The organism is Kaistella faecalis (assembly GCF_019195395.1).
Taxonomy (GTDB): Bacteria; Bacteroidota; Bacteroidia; order Flavobacteriales; family Weeksellaceae; genus Kaistella; species Kaistella faecalis.
In genome coordinates this window covers 1,916,308-1,930,923 of record NZ_CP078067.1, presented here as the reverse complement: position 1 = coordinate 1,930,923, position 14,616 = coordinate 1,916,308, and the positions used below count along the sequence as shown (strand labels likewise).

Below are 14,616 nucleotides of genomic sequence, written 5' to 3'. Positions count from 1 at the left end.
AATTCTATCTTACTTATCCAAAACTTCATAAACCGAATTGTTGCTTTTAAATTCAGGCACAATATCTTTCAGAATCTGCACTACCTCGGTCTTTTCGCGCCGGATCGCAGCTTTTACAATGTGGTTCGTATAACGCTCAATATCCTTAAATTCCATATTGGGATCTTTGGAAATCAGGATCTTTTCATTGTGGGTAGGAAGGGTTTTGGCATCGTCGCTAAGGAGTTCCTCGTACAGCTTTTCCCCCGGTCTCAGGCCAGTGTAGATAATTTTGATATCCGTATGTGGTTCAAAGCCGGAAAGTTTAATCATGCGCTTCGCAAGATCCAGAATCTTCACAGGCTCACCCATATCAAAAACAAAAATTTCACCTCCTTTACCCATGGTTCCTGCCTGGAGTACCAGATCGCAGGCCTCCGGGATGGTCATAAAATACCTCACAATATCGGGATGGGTAATGGTGACAGGACCGCCTTTCTCAATCTGCTTTTTAAAATGCGGAATAACAGAGCCATTGGAGCCAAGCACATTTCCAAAACGGGTAGTGATAAACTTGGTGGTATTGTTTTCAGTATTTTGCAATGCCTGTACGAAAAGTTCTGCCGCACGTTTGGAGGCGCCCATTACGTTGGTAGGCTTCACCGCTTTATCCGTAGAGATCATCACGAAGCGGTTTACACTGTATTTGCTTGCTAAAGTAGAAAGATTCTTGCTGCCGAGAATATTCACCAGAATGGCTTCATGTGGATTTTCTTCAATCAGCGGAACGTGTTTATAGGCTGCAGCGTGATACACCATCGAGAACTGATATTTCTGGAACAGCGGTTCGATCCGGTGACGGTTAGAAATATCGGCAAGAACAAATTTAAAGCGGATCCTCGGGAACTTAGCGCGCATTTCCATCTCGATATCATAGAGTGGCGTTTCTGCCTGGTCCAGTACCACGATCAGGTCCGGTTCCAGCTGCGCGGCCTGCCGCACAATTTCGCTTCCTATAGAACCTGCACCCCCGGTGATGAGGATCGATTTGCCGTAATGGCGGTTCTTAAGATCTTCATTTTCGATGCGGATGGGTTTACGGTTCAGCAGGTCCTCAATCTGAAGGGATTTAATGGAACCTTCAATGTCGTTATCGCGGAGCTTCTGTACTGACGGGGCTTTAAAGACCTGCAGGTCTTTCTCCAGGAAAAGGTTCACCCACGAATTCATTTCCTCTTTCGTCATCATCTCTTTTACCAGAACCACACCGTCCAGCATCAGGTCATCCTTGCTGTTTTTCTCAATGCGCTCTTTGCCGTAAATGGGTTTGCCTAATAAGTTGGCCCGGCGGTAATCATGTCTCTGGGTAAGAAACCCCACGATATGGTAAGGCACATTAGGATTGTCGAGAATGGCACGCGCCACCGCCACCGATTGTTCATCGATGCCCAGCACCAGAATTCTTTTCCTGAGCGTACTCCTGCGGAATTCGCGGATGATATGGAAAAACTCCTTTACAAAAAGCCGGAAAAGAAAAAGCAGGATAAATGAAGTCGCAAAGAAAATGGCCAGGAACGGAACCGACATGTGGATGATGCGCTGCCCGGTCACAAAATAATACCCGAAACTTCCGAATCCCACCACCACCGTCGTGCTGAGGGTCGCCAGAAAAAGCTTGAATAAATCGATAAAAGTCGAATGCCGGATGATGCCCGAAAAGGTGCGGAACATGAACATGAACACCACACTCACCCCCAGAATCAGCAGATACATGAGACCCCGGTGCGAAAACACCTTAATGGTACTGTAGCTCAGCTTTTCAATGAGGTAGCACGAAAAAAAGATCGCGAGCGAAATAAAGAAAATATCGATAAAAAGAACGACCCAGCGCGGCAGGTACCTTACATCCGACAGGTTCATCAGGTTATCGCCGCTGTACAGTTTAGTTTTCAGATTCTTGCCAAAGCCCATAGATTCTAAGTAAATTGATAAATTACCCTTATTTTACACTCCGGTGAGTATACTCCTGCACAATATTACGAAATTACACGCATTAATCTGCCGAAATCAAAGGTTTTTTAACACCGCGTTAACGGTACACAGCCTCATCCGCAAAAATAAACCCGAAACTGATTTCGGGTTTGCGGTATCATCTGGACAGGGATTTCCTGTGGTAGGTTTTGTAGGCAATAAGTACTGCTGCGATAATCACAAGCAGCGGAATGTAGTCGTCGATGGGAACGGGATCTTCACCCGGTCCACCCGGTCCGTAGGCCACTTCGGGTTCCTTTTCAGAACTTTCCGCTTCGTACTGGTCAGTTTGCTGGGTGCTGGCTTCGTCTTCGAAGCGGTTGGCCTGCATCTGAGCACTTACGTTGATACTTAATAATAATATAAATATAAAGAATGATTTTCTCATTAAAGTCAATTTTGGGCAAATATAAGAATATATAAATATAATTAAATTGAGTACTGAATTTATTTTATAATTTTTTTATTGGTTACAGAACCTTTTCTGTCTATTTTCAGGAAGTACACCCCATTCCTCAGTACCGAGCCATTAATCTTCGCGACCGTACTTTGGGGATGTAAATTTACCAAAAGTCTTCCGCTCGCGTCGAAAATTTCGATCTCATCTATAGTAGCTGAAGAAGATTTTATAACAAATAAATCACCGTCTCTGTAAATCAACAGATCATCTTTTGTCGCATGATTACCCGTACCTAATACATTGCCAGGTTTGTAAACGATCTCAAAACGGTTATCTGTAAATCCTTTGCTGGCCGCGAATGTATAGTCATGTTCAAACAAATTGGTATAGGTCCCGTTCAGTTTATCGTGGAGATATACTCCCTGCCCGCTGCCAAAAATCCCCTCGGGCTGTACCAATTCGATGGTATAATTACCGTCTTTACTTTGCTTCGTACCGATATCTATTTTTGAATCTTGCACAAACTCCCCTTTTGCCTGAACCTGCATTTTGCGGGAATCGGTAACGGAATAGAACGAATCGTCGGCAACCGTGAAAAGTTCTGCATCATAATCCTGATCATAACCATCGGTTGCACCCGCCATGTGGGCCAAAAGAATGGTATTGGCAATTCCATCCGGCGAAACAAATCTCAACCAATAGCGGTTTTTTTCTTCCTGTTGTCGGGCTGGGTTATTGAAGAAAACGCCTCCTCCGGTAATTCGCATAGTATTTTTGAAAATCAGGTCTTTCTCAACAACCGATGTAGTTGCCAGTTCATCCCTAACCTGTACAATAAAACCCTGTCCTGCTTTGATCTTTTCCGTAGGGGTGTAAATTGCGTAGTTACCAGGCGTAGTGGTTGGGGGCGACCCGCCTGCGAGGGTAAGTACTGCATAATTATTAACCAGATAATTAACGGATCCGGTTTGGTATAAAGTCTCAAAAGCGTTGCTCCAAAACCATGCAGTCCCTTTGATGGAGGAAGAATTTCCGTCAAAAAACTTTTGAAAATCCAATGCCGACAAATATGGATTACCTATTAAATTATATCCGTGCTGAAAAGCATTGTTTGGACTTCTCTGCACCTCTACAGTAATTTCATCACCATTATGAGGTGTTCCGGTAAAATTGAAAATGTCAGCTGTCGGGGTCGTTCCATAACCGCTTTTCCCTCTGATGGCGTAGCCTTTGCCCGCAACAAAATCAGTATCTGTGGTGGCATAAAAATAATCATTCGGCTCATTATATCTGAAGATTCTGGTATTGGGAGTTCCCGGTGAAAAACCTCCTGTACTGCTTTCTGAATTTGGATTTATGGTATTTAGCAACTTCTGCCCTTGTACTGGCGAACTCCAGTAGACATAATCCATCTTTTTCATCTTCGTTGTTCGCTCCACCTGTACACTTCCAGTGTTTACTGCATCTTCATCCTGCATCAGATTGGCGTTGTTTTTAAAAATTGCCTGTCCGCCCTCGGCGACCTGAATTCCTTTATGAGCGGTTACCACATAAGGATTTTCACTGTCAGGCACTTCCGGGATGGTTAATACTGCCGTAGCGGAAGTGACTTTAAGTTCATTATTGACCACTAAATTTTTCCCGCCCGGCGTTACATTACTGCCGGAGACATCTACGTTGAAATACTGTTTTGCGGGATTTCCGGTTCTGATATTGATGGCAGGTGTACCGGAAAACTCTATCACACCTCCGGTTAAAATGTAGTCCCCACCCAGACTCGGCTGAGTACCCCCTCTTGAAATTTTATATCTGCCCCCACTCATAAGGAGCGATCCGTCTTCAGAACTTGCGTCGGCAAAACCATTGCCTGCAGCATCAATGACTTTTCCTTTTCTGATTTCCAGTTGACCGGCACTGGTGAAATATTTAAGACCATTCACTGTAAAGTCCAAATTATCGTCTGCCGGTGAATTAGTAGTTTCCAGTTCAATAATTACTTTTTTTCCTGAAGCAGTCCCTGGCAAACCATTCCCCGAAACCTGGGTGGTTTTCCCAACATAGTGATACGTAGCGTTGTCGCCAAACTTCCGGTTTTCTGCCGTTGTTGCTCCAACCTGAACATTACCCGTATAATTTCCGAAAGTGCTAATGCCGTCGGGAGAACTGATTTTTAATGTTCCGCCATCTTCAAGAGCAAAGGTTTGCCCCGTTTGACTTGCAACCCGGACTATATTTAAAGCCTGGGAGCCATTAAACCCAAAATCTAAAGTACCGCCTGATAAAACATTGAATTTAGAATTTGTTCCTAAGGCAAAATCCTGATTGACCAGTTTGGCGTATGTACCCGAATTTACAGTGAAAATAATTTTCGAAGCACTGCCTTGGTTGGCATAACTGATTTGCTGTGGATTCGCCTGCGAGCCAGAGCCTGTAAAATTAAAAGCAGCTCCGGTATTTGCGGCCTCCATAACTGCAGATGCAGAACCCGAAAAATTACCTTTAAGGTTAACAATACCTTTCCCACCGGATACATAATTCATCTGTAAAACGCCTCCGGTAACGGTCATATTGCCGTCAACATTCAATGTTGCTGTATTCGACGTTGTTTCTCCCAAATATAAAGTGCCTGCAGTTTGGGTGAAATCACCCTGAACATTTATGGTCTTATCAACCTGCGGATCCGAATAACCTATAGAAAAATCACCTGTTCCTGTAAATTTGAGATGGTGGTAGGTAAAAGGCATCATAACCCAGTTCGGGTCCGGTGATTTATAATTGACGGTGCTATTGGTTACCGTGTAAGAATAATTGTTTGGCTCCACATTGAAAGCTCCGCAAATACCGATTTCCCCGGTTGGCGAGAATACACGGTCTCCCCCTCTTACATCCAGATTACCATACGAAAGTGGCGGCACTGGCTGCGATGACGGGCTGGTAATATTTACCGTGCTCGCACAGTTTAAAGTAGCAGAGGCTGTTCCGCCATAGATTATATTACCGTTAATCGTTAATGTTCCATTTGCGCTTACATTAAATTCACCTGTTTCGTTGAGCTTGAAATCTTTCACAGTTCGACAATCTGTAATATTCAATTTGTTAGCTCCCAAAGAATTAATTACTATATTGTCAATGTTAGATGGAACGCCATTTGGTGACCAATTCGTTGCATTGGACCATGCAGAAGAACTTGCTCCGGTCCAAGTATATGTTTTTGCTATGGGAGCGGTACCGCAAAATAAACTTTCCCAAGACGTTGCAACACGGATGCCGTCAACAAAAGCATTTTCTTTCCCTGTTTGACGAATTGCAAAATACCTGATGGAAGTATTAGGATCAGTATCTGCTGTGACAGCTGTTAATGTTGGAGTTCCTGCCAATGCTTCAGTTCCAGGCACTCCATTTGGAATAATCCACATTTTAAAGACATCATTAACGCTACCCGATACAAATTCATTTTTAACAACAATTAAATAAGTGCTATTAAATGATAATACCGGTGTGTTCCATACAATTGTTCCTGTTGTAGATTTTCTAATACCAAGTTGGTATCCCAATCCCGAAGATCTCATTTGCACTAATCCATAAAAGGATGGATTCGAATTGTTATCCATAAAGGATAGAAAATAGTCAGCTGCACCAGCTCCAACGACATTTAGCATAAAAGAAGCATATAAAGCTCCTGAGGAAATACCTGTACTTCCAGAAATTTCTCTCCTAAAATCATCATCTGCACCACCTTCATATTGGCCACTTCCGCCGATTCCTGAACTAGCGTACCCTAAATAGGTAAGACCGGTTGTATTGTATTTTAATGGATCAGTTCCATTACTTTGAAATGCCCAACTAGACATGAATTCTGAGTTTGTCGAAATATCTACAATATCACAACTTCCATAATCAAAATTCTCTTCCCAAACAGGTGGGGTACAACTGATTACATTTACGGTTACCGTTCCCGTTCCCGCCGTATAATTTCCATTGGCAGTCTGGTTTACAGTAAGCGTTGCACTGCCTACTGCAATTCCGTTTAAGGTATTGCTGCCAGTTAATGTGATTGAACCTGCGGGAACAGGTGTCCCTAATATATAACTAAAAGCACCTGTAGAATTACTGCTGATATTAGCCCCCGGTAAAGCGTAAGTTCCCCCAACATTTATGGTAATTACTGTAGCACTAATCGTGGGAGAAACCGCAGTAATATTCGCACTCAGACCTGCTGGTTGGGTTAAGGTATAGTTTCCGGCATCTGTACCTCCCAGAGAAAGGTTTGCGGTAACCGAAATCCCTGTACCTACATTTGGCTGGGCAAATGTTCCGCCACCGGAGACCGTAACTTCATCCGATGAAATAACACCCACTAATGTTGCGCCTGTGATGGTAGCAGCCGTAGATCCGTCATAATCTTTGTTTTGCGCAACTGCACCTGTAACCGTTAAAGCTTTTGTTGTGATATTGGCCGTTAAACCTGTGGGCTGAGTCACCGTATAATTCCCTGCCTTTGTTCCGGCTAAAGTAAAACCTGTTACAGTAATGGGTTTGGCTGTTCCCACTGTTTTCGAGCCAAAACTTGCGGTTGGAGTTCCTGTGATGCTGACGTCATCTCCTGGTACAATTGTATTTAAGACCGGCGTTCCGGATAACGTTGCGGAAGTTGTCGCATCATAAATTTTATTTACGCCTGCTAATCCGGTTATTGTTATAGCTCTTGGATTGACCGTCCATACCAATGTTTCTGTATCAGTTCCTCCACCATTGGTTGCAGAAATAGTCACGTTGTAGGTTCCAACATTACCTGTTACCGTTCCGGAAATGACACCTGTCGTCGCAATAATTGTTAATCCTGCGGGTAAACCGGTTGCTGCATAGGTAAATGGAGTTGAACCGGTCGCGGTAATGGTATATGAATCTGCGGCCCCGTAAATTGTAGATTTTGTAAGGGTGCTTGTAATATTGACAGGAACCGTAACATCTACTGTTGCATTATCACTATTCCAAATACCACCCGTTCCGCCATAAACGTACTCCGTACTTCCTGATTTTCTATATCGGAAGGCCATATAATGCGTACCTCCTGAGGTGAATTTACTTCCAATATTATATCTGTACTCATCATTGTTCCCGGAATCAGTATTGTATGAAGCAGAATTCCAAGTCCAACCTGTTGGGGAATTAGGGTTGGTATTTGATAAACTGAACCCAACTTCCGCTGAGATACCCGCTCCTTGTCCTGGCGGGGGAGTAATTTCCGGATCATGAACCTGACCATATACGTCATAATTGGAACCCAAAACTACCGTACCGGTGAAGGGATGCTGAAAATTTCCCCAAGTTACTTTATTGGAATTCACAGTAAGGACACCACTTACATTAGCGGTTCCGTTCCAGATACCGCCCGCTGTTGGGACATTGGTATTATAACCGCCATAAACCCAGGCTCCATTACCTATTCTGAATCTTGTGGCATAATAGTATGTTCCTGGCGTGAGATTATTTCCCCACGTTGTTTTAAATTCATCATTATTTCCAACCTGCGTATTAAAGGCACCATTAATCCAGTTTGTCCACGTGTCGGGGTTAGTGTTGTTTGTACTGTACCCCACTTGTGCTGTAATCCCTGTTCCTGCACCAGCAGCTTCCGTTAACCCTGCCGCATAAACCTGGCCATACACATCAAAGGTACTGCCTTCATTCATCGTGTGAGATCCCGGAAACTGGAGGTTTGCAAAGGATATAGTGGCAGTAGGGGCAACCGTCCATGCTACTGTTACATCATCGATTGATAATCCATGATCACTTCCAGAATGGTCAGCATCATCCCATTTTAGCATTATATACTCACCAACTCCCAAATTTAATCCAGGAATAGTGACATTGGTTTTAGTAACCCTATTAGCTGGTAAATTTCCATTTAGTGGGCCTGCAACACCTCCAGTAATAGGCCCTGATGTATCTAAGCTTGTTACAGGAGTCCATGAGGTATTCACATTGGGCTGCAAATCAGAAATTGCGGATGAACTTACTTTATAAAAAAACTTAATATCGTGTGCAGTTGCTACCGCACTGTTTCTCCATTGTTCCAATACATAAGTTACTTTTATATCTGTAACACTCACGGAAGAATTATTTCTTAGAAGGACACCATACGCAAAACTTCCAGCAGCTGCATTACCAGACCCTAAAGAACCTAATGCTCGCTCCAAATTTGAGGATTCACCATAACTATATAAGTTACCTCCGCTAGCTGCACCGGAATCAGCTGCAATAGTACTACCTGTTCCAGTTCTCTTTGCATACCAGTTTGGTATTGTTGCATTATTATTCCATGTAGCACTACCAGAACTAATTAAAGTGTTAAAATCCTGAGAATAGCTACCGGTTGTAGTAATATTAATCTGTCCCCACCCTGCGGTAGAAACAAAAAAGAATAAAGCTGCCAGAAGCGGTTTAAAGAAAGAATATATAGCTGTTTTCATCATCTAAAGAATTTAATAAGAGAGGGTTGCCATTATTTGGGGGAGCAAAATTACATCTTTTTTGAATCGGTTTGATTTTTTTTTAAAATATTTTCAAAAATTTATCATTTAGTTAACATCATTCCAAACAATCGTTTGATATAATTAAGGGATCAATAAAGATTCCCCGTTTCTATTTTCTTTATTTCATCGGCAATTGCGGATATTAGACTCCTAAAAATTCCCGTTTTAAACACCCAGCCCTATAATATTGAAAGTTAGCTTCGGGAAGTTCCGCTACCCATTGGAAAGTGAGCATATCTTTTCCTCGTTAGCGCTTACAGCGTGGCAAAATGCATAGATAAGTTTACGGAATTAATAAAATGTTTAACCCACAGCCCAGCTAACACTCTTAGCTCTTAGCCCTCACTACTTATCTCTTAGCCCTTAGTTCCTAACTCACCTCCTTTTCTTTGTTAACTGCCGAAGTCAGCAAAGCAAACTTCATTGCCGATTCGAAGCTCACAAAAAAACCCCGAAAAAATCGGGGCTTTTATCTTTTAAGTAATACTGAAATTATTTTACAATTTTCCGCTGAACCTGTTCTCCGTTTTCCAGAGTGATTTTCAGGATATAAATCCCGTTAGCTAAAGTCTGGGCGGGAACCACGGTTTGCTTACCTGTCGCAGCATACGAATGAGCCAATCTTCCCGAAGCATCAAACACTTCAACCTGAGCGATTCTTCTGTTGGAAGAACGCACGGTGAAATCATCCGCATCGCGGAATACCTCAAGAACGTCTTTACTGTTGTTACCTGATGCGAGAACAGCTCCCGGACGGTACACAATCTCGAAACGCCCTTCACTCAGTCCCTTGCCTGCCGCGAAAGTGTAGCTGCCTGTTGCCAGGTTGGTTTCCGTATTCAGCACGAGGTCTCTAAGATAGATGGCCTGTCCTGCGGAAAAAACACCTTCCGCATTCTGAAGGGAAATGGTGTAGTTTCCGTTCTCAAAGAAATTGGCTCCCAGCACCACTTTATCGGTGTCGGTGAACAGTCCTTTCCCCTGAATCAGCAATCTCCTGTCCCCCGTTTTCGAGTAGAAGACATCGGAAGTCAGTCCCAGGATTTCCGCATCGTAATCTTTTTCGTATCCGTCTGTCGATCCCGGTACATAACCGATAAGCTGACTGTTAATAATCTCTTTCGGTGACTTGAGCTCAAGCCAGAACCTGTTTTTCTGATTCCCTTTCTGATAGAAGATCCCTGGTGTGGAAACCCGAAGATCATCACCGGCACCATAGCTGTTTCTGAACACTACCGTACCGGCAGTTTTTGCCTGAACCAGGAAGCCCTGACCGACCTGCACTATTCCATTCGGAGCGACTGCTCCGCCGGTGGCACCTGTTCCGCCTGTTCCGTTATATACGGCGTAATTATTCCCGCTGTAACTGCTTCCCTGCTGGTTGAGCGTAAATATCTTATTGTGCCAGAACCATGCAGTTCCGTGGATTACTGAGGCATTATTAATGAACAGCTGATCCACATTGATGTTCGACGGATAAGGATTTCCGATGAGGTTATAACCATGTTCCACGGCACCGCCAACCCCTGTGTTGGGTGATTTGGTAACAGCTCTGGTGATCACACCATTATTCGGTACGCCCTTAAAGGTATACGTCTTACTGTAAGGATTGGATAAACCTCCTTCAGCACGGAAAGCATATCCTTTACCGTTGATAAATTCGCTTTCCGGAGCCTGATAAAAGTAATCATTGGATTCATTGTACTGGAAAATCCTGTTTCGCGGTGTTCCGGGAGAGAACGCCTGAAGATCCTGTCCTGTAACCGGTGAACTCCAGTATACATAATCCATAAAGGTCGCCAGATCATTTCTTACATTCTCCACACTTCGTTCTACCGTAAAGCTGGCACCAGTTCCAGCAATATAAGTACCGCTATCACTTTTCTGAATGAGGTTACCGTTGCTTTTCACTACAATATTACCGTTGTTGATGATATTTTTCTGAACCTCTACAAAATCGTTTTCTGCAATGGTAAGGGTTACCCCACTGTTGGTTTGGCATGCACAGGCGGTGATGTCACCCAATGCCGTGAAATAGTCTGCTGCGAATATTGCCATTTTGGTATTGTCCGGCAAGCCGTTATCCCATGATGTTCCGTTCCATGTGGTAGCACTGAAAATAACCGTTGCCGTGCTGCTACTTCCTGTAAGCATACCGGTACACGTTCCGTTCGAAGCGGAAATCAGATTCAGCGTCTGGCTCGAGGTGGCACCGTTCACTGTTACCTGTGCGGTTCCTCCGGCTGAAAGGGTGATATTTGTGGTTCCTGCTCCGTTGAGGTTGTAGCTAACCAAGGATCCGGGCGTTCCTACGATATTGAATACCACATCTGCTGTAGTACAGATCTGTCCTGTTCCTATTGCCGACACCGCTGCCGTAGGTAACGGATTTACGGTAATGAGTACGGGGGCAGAATACGCCACCGAACAGCTGCCGTTCTGAACCACTGCCCTGAAATAGGTATTGGCTGTAAGATTTCCTATCAGAGCTCCTGTTAGAGTCGTTGAAGTATAAGCGATATCCACTGAACCTGTAAATGCGGCATCCGCAGATTTCTGCCATTTCACAACAGATCCCGTATGACCGCTTAAAATGAGATCAGCGGGAGCATTGCCGGAACAGATGGTCTGGGCTGAAGCCACCGTTCCTCCAACAGAAGGTACCGTCACCATAATCGTTCCTGTCGCCGTTACCTGTCCACAGCCGCCTGTTAAAGTAACGGTATAATTAAAGGTTCCTGCTTGCGTCGGCGTTCCGCTGATGGTCACCACATTGGAAGCCCATGCTCCGGTTAGGCCTGCTGGAAGTCCGGTCACTGTCGCTCCCGTTGCGCCGGTAGTTGCATAAGTAATCGGGGTAACTTCACTGTTGATACATCGGGTCTGACTGTTGGTTCCTGCTGCCGAGGTTAATGTAACCGTGTTATTAGCCGTCACCGTAATCGTTCCTGTTGCATTAATACTTCCGCATCCGCCTGTTAACGGAATACTGTAATTAAACGTTCCTGATGCAGTCGGTGTTCCGCTGATTGTAATCACGTTTCCTGACCAGCTTGCAGAAACTCCGGCAGGAAGACCTGTCGCGGTTCCAATTCCCGTTGCACCGGTCGTTGAATGAGTAATGGCCGTTAACGGAGTACTGATACATAAAGTCGGAGTGGACGAAGCTGTTCCCACCGTATTCGCTGCCGTCACCGTAATCGTTCCTGTAGCAGTACTACTGCCGCAGCCGCCTGTTAAAGTAACGGTATAATTAAAGGTTCCTGATGCCGTCGGCGTTCCGCTGATGGTCAACACATTGGAAGCCCAGCTTCCGGTTACTCCTGCTGGAAGTCCCGTCACTGTCGCTCCAGTTGCGCCGGTAGTTGTATAAGTTATAGCAGTAATGGCACTGTTGATACATCGGATCTGACTGTTCGTTCCTGCTGCTGAACTGAGCGTTACCGTTCCGTTGGGCAGTCTTGCAGCCACCGAGAAAGACGCACTCGCAGACGATGTACAACTGGCGTTACCAGAGGTCACGGTATAGCTGGTCCCTGCGGTGAGGCCGGAGATCACACCACCGGATCCCACGGTAGGGCCGGCCGGATTGAAGGTGTAGGCATTGGTAGCCGCATAATTGGTTATTGTGGCCGTACCCTGCGCTGCACACGTGGGCGCAGCTGTTGCAATCACAGGCACTGCCGGTGTTGGGTTCACCTTTACCATCACTACCGCAGAATATCCGCTGGCACAGCCTGAAGTCACATACCTTCTGAACCAGGTCGTCTGCGCAAGGGCACCTGTAGTATAATTGAGTCCGTTATTAGTACCGGAAGCAGGCACAAAGCCGGATGTTGCGCTGGTCGTACTGCTTTCCCACAGATATGTAAAAGTTCCGTTACCTCCGGTCGGGGTGGTTCCGGTGATCGTCACACTGCTGCCACTGCAGACTGGCTGCACGTAAGACGCTGAAACAGACAGTTTCTTCACCGTTCCCGAACATGGATCTCCAAAAACCGCATTGGTTGCCGGTATCGTTACAGAGCCGGAGTTACCTAACAGATAATTTTCAGTTACTGACTGACTCGTTGCAGCATGACAGGAACCAAAAGTAAAATTGGGTGCGGTTCCGCCAGGCATACCGTAACTCGCAAAATTAACCGTAGCGAAGTAAGTACCTGCAGGAGCAGTCAAACCTGCATTTCCATTTTCTGCAGCCGTAGCATTGCTACGGCCTGAAGTACCGTTGGTATATGATAAAATGTTATTTCCTACTGAAGTGAGGGCTGTTATGGTTTGAGCCGGAGTAGTAAAAACTGCATTCCCGGGTCCCACTCCAGTACCGGCAGGATTATTACCGAACCAGGCAACCGCCTCATAAACCACATCGAAAGTAAGGTTATTCATGCCCGCAGCGAGTGGTGTGGTATAAGCACCGCCTACATTATTGGACGCTGTGATGGTGAACGTATAGGTTTTGGTATCCCCGGGCGCTAAATTTCCGGCGTCAACCCGAACATTATAGTCAGGCCAGCTGGTTCCGTTCTGGTTCCATTTGATACCGATATTGAAATCTTTACCACCTGTGCCAGGTATATCGGTCCAGGGTTGGGACCCGACATTTTTAATGGTGACACTTACATTTCGGGTCTCTCCTGCACACCAAGTCGCTGATCCGGTATTCGCGGAGATGATTTGGGCAACATAGGCCGGCGTATACGTGATGATGACCTGGCCGTTTCCGCCGGCACCGGAGCCAATGCTAGTACCGTTACTTCCCCGCTCTCCGCCTCCGCCACCTGGAAATGCACCGTTACCTCCATTATTGTTGGTATTACCTCCATTTCCTCCGGCGGCTCCGCCACCTGAACCCGCGGCTCCACCGGCAGCGCCGGTTCCGCTATTGGTATCTGCGCCATTTCCTCCATCGCCCAAAGCACCGGCAGATCCTCCACCGCCGGCACCTCCGTTACCGTAACTCCTCCCACCGTTACCGCCACTGTATGTGATCGTACCGGTACTGGCTGAAGCTGAACCTCCGGCAGCTCCGTTGCCGCCTTTGGCAACAACCAGACTGCCAAAACTCGAGTCTTCTCCATTGTTACCTGTTCCGGCAGCTCCACCGCCTCCTACTCTTACCGTATATTCAGCACCGGGGGTTACTGCTACCGTGTTATTTCCGGCGAAAGCACCGCCTCCACCGCCTCGGCTGATGTCGTTATTACCCCCCGAGCCTGCTCCCCAGGCTTCAATTTTAAGACTGGTCACGCCGGGCGGCACCTTAAAGGTGTAGGTTCCAGGCGCATTATACGTCTGCGTCGCCTGTCCGAATGAAAAAGACGACATGATGATCGCCAGTAACGGAAGAATGTTCAGAAAGATTCCGGAATGAAAAAGAGTATTTTTTTTACTCATATAAAGAATTTTAATTTTTAAACAGTTGATTATGAAGACCTTTAAAAACAAAGCCATTACACATCGGCAGTAACCGCGCGGGTTACCGGCCGCTGCTCCTTTTTTTTGCCCCGGCAAAACTATTAATAAATTGCGGATATTTAACATAAAAAAAACACGGTCCTGTTTTTTTTTATGAAGCGGAGCCCCGGCAGTGGTTACATGCCCGCACCAATCAACAATAGCCCCTGTGATGATTGATATCATAAAAAAGACCTGAAATGATTCAGGTCT

Annotated in this window: 4 protein-coding genes; all 4 read right to left on the bottom strand. The window is 45.4% G+C overall.

Annotated elements, in window-relative coordinates; genetic code table 11:
* Positions 1–9: 9 nt before the first annotated feature.
* Positions 10–1,950 carry a polysaccharide biosynthesis protein gene (locus KTV93_RS09085; RefSeq protein WP_218248634.1) on the bottom strand — a complete coding sequence of 647 codons (1,941 nt, stop codon included), beginning with the start codon at positions 1,948–1,950 and terminating at the stop codon, positions 10–12.
* Positions 1,951–2,128: 178 nt separating this feature from the next.
* Complete coding sequence (locus KTV93_RS09080) at positions 2,129–2,398, bottom strand: hypothetical protein (protein ID WP_218248633.1); 270 nt, start codon at positions 2,396–2,398, stop codon at positions 2,129–2,131.
* Positions 2,399–2,457: 59 nt separating this feature from the next.
* A complete protein-coding gene (locus KTV93_RS09075; RefSeq protein WP_218248632.1) occupies positions 2,458–8,886 on the bottom strand; it encodes a YDG domain-containing protein in 6,429 nt (2,142 codons plus the stop codon).
* A 552-nt stretch (positions 8,887–9,438) separates the two neighbouring features.
* Positions 9,439–14,343: a glycine-rich domain-containing protein gene (locus KTV93_RS12530; RefSeq protein WP_218248631.1), complete on the bottom strand. Its 4,905-nt coding sequence runs from the start codon at positions 14,341–14,343 to the stop codon at positions 9,439–9,441.
* Positions 14,344–14,616 lie beyond the last annotated feature (273 nt).

What these genes read in the sequence shown, in the direction of transcription:
- KTV93_RS09085 (WP_218248634.1), bottom strand. Translation starts at nt 1,950, where the DNA reads ATGGGCTTTGGCAAGAATCTGAAAACTAAACTGTACAGCGGCGATAAC.
- KTV93_RS09080 (WP_218248633.1), bottom strand. Translation starts at nt 2,398, where the DNA reads ATGAGAAAATCATTCTTTATATTTATATTATTATTAAGTATCAACGTA.
- KTV93_RS09075 (WP_218248632.1), bottom strand. Translation starts at nt 8,886, where the DNA reads ATGATGAAAACAGCTATATATTCTTTCTTTAAACCGCTTCTGGCAGCT.
- KTV93_RS12530 (WP_218248631.1), bottom strand. Translation starts at nt 14,343, where the DNA reads ATGAGTAAAAAAAATACTCTTTTTCATTCCGGAATCTTTCTGAACATT.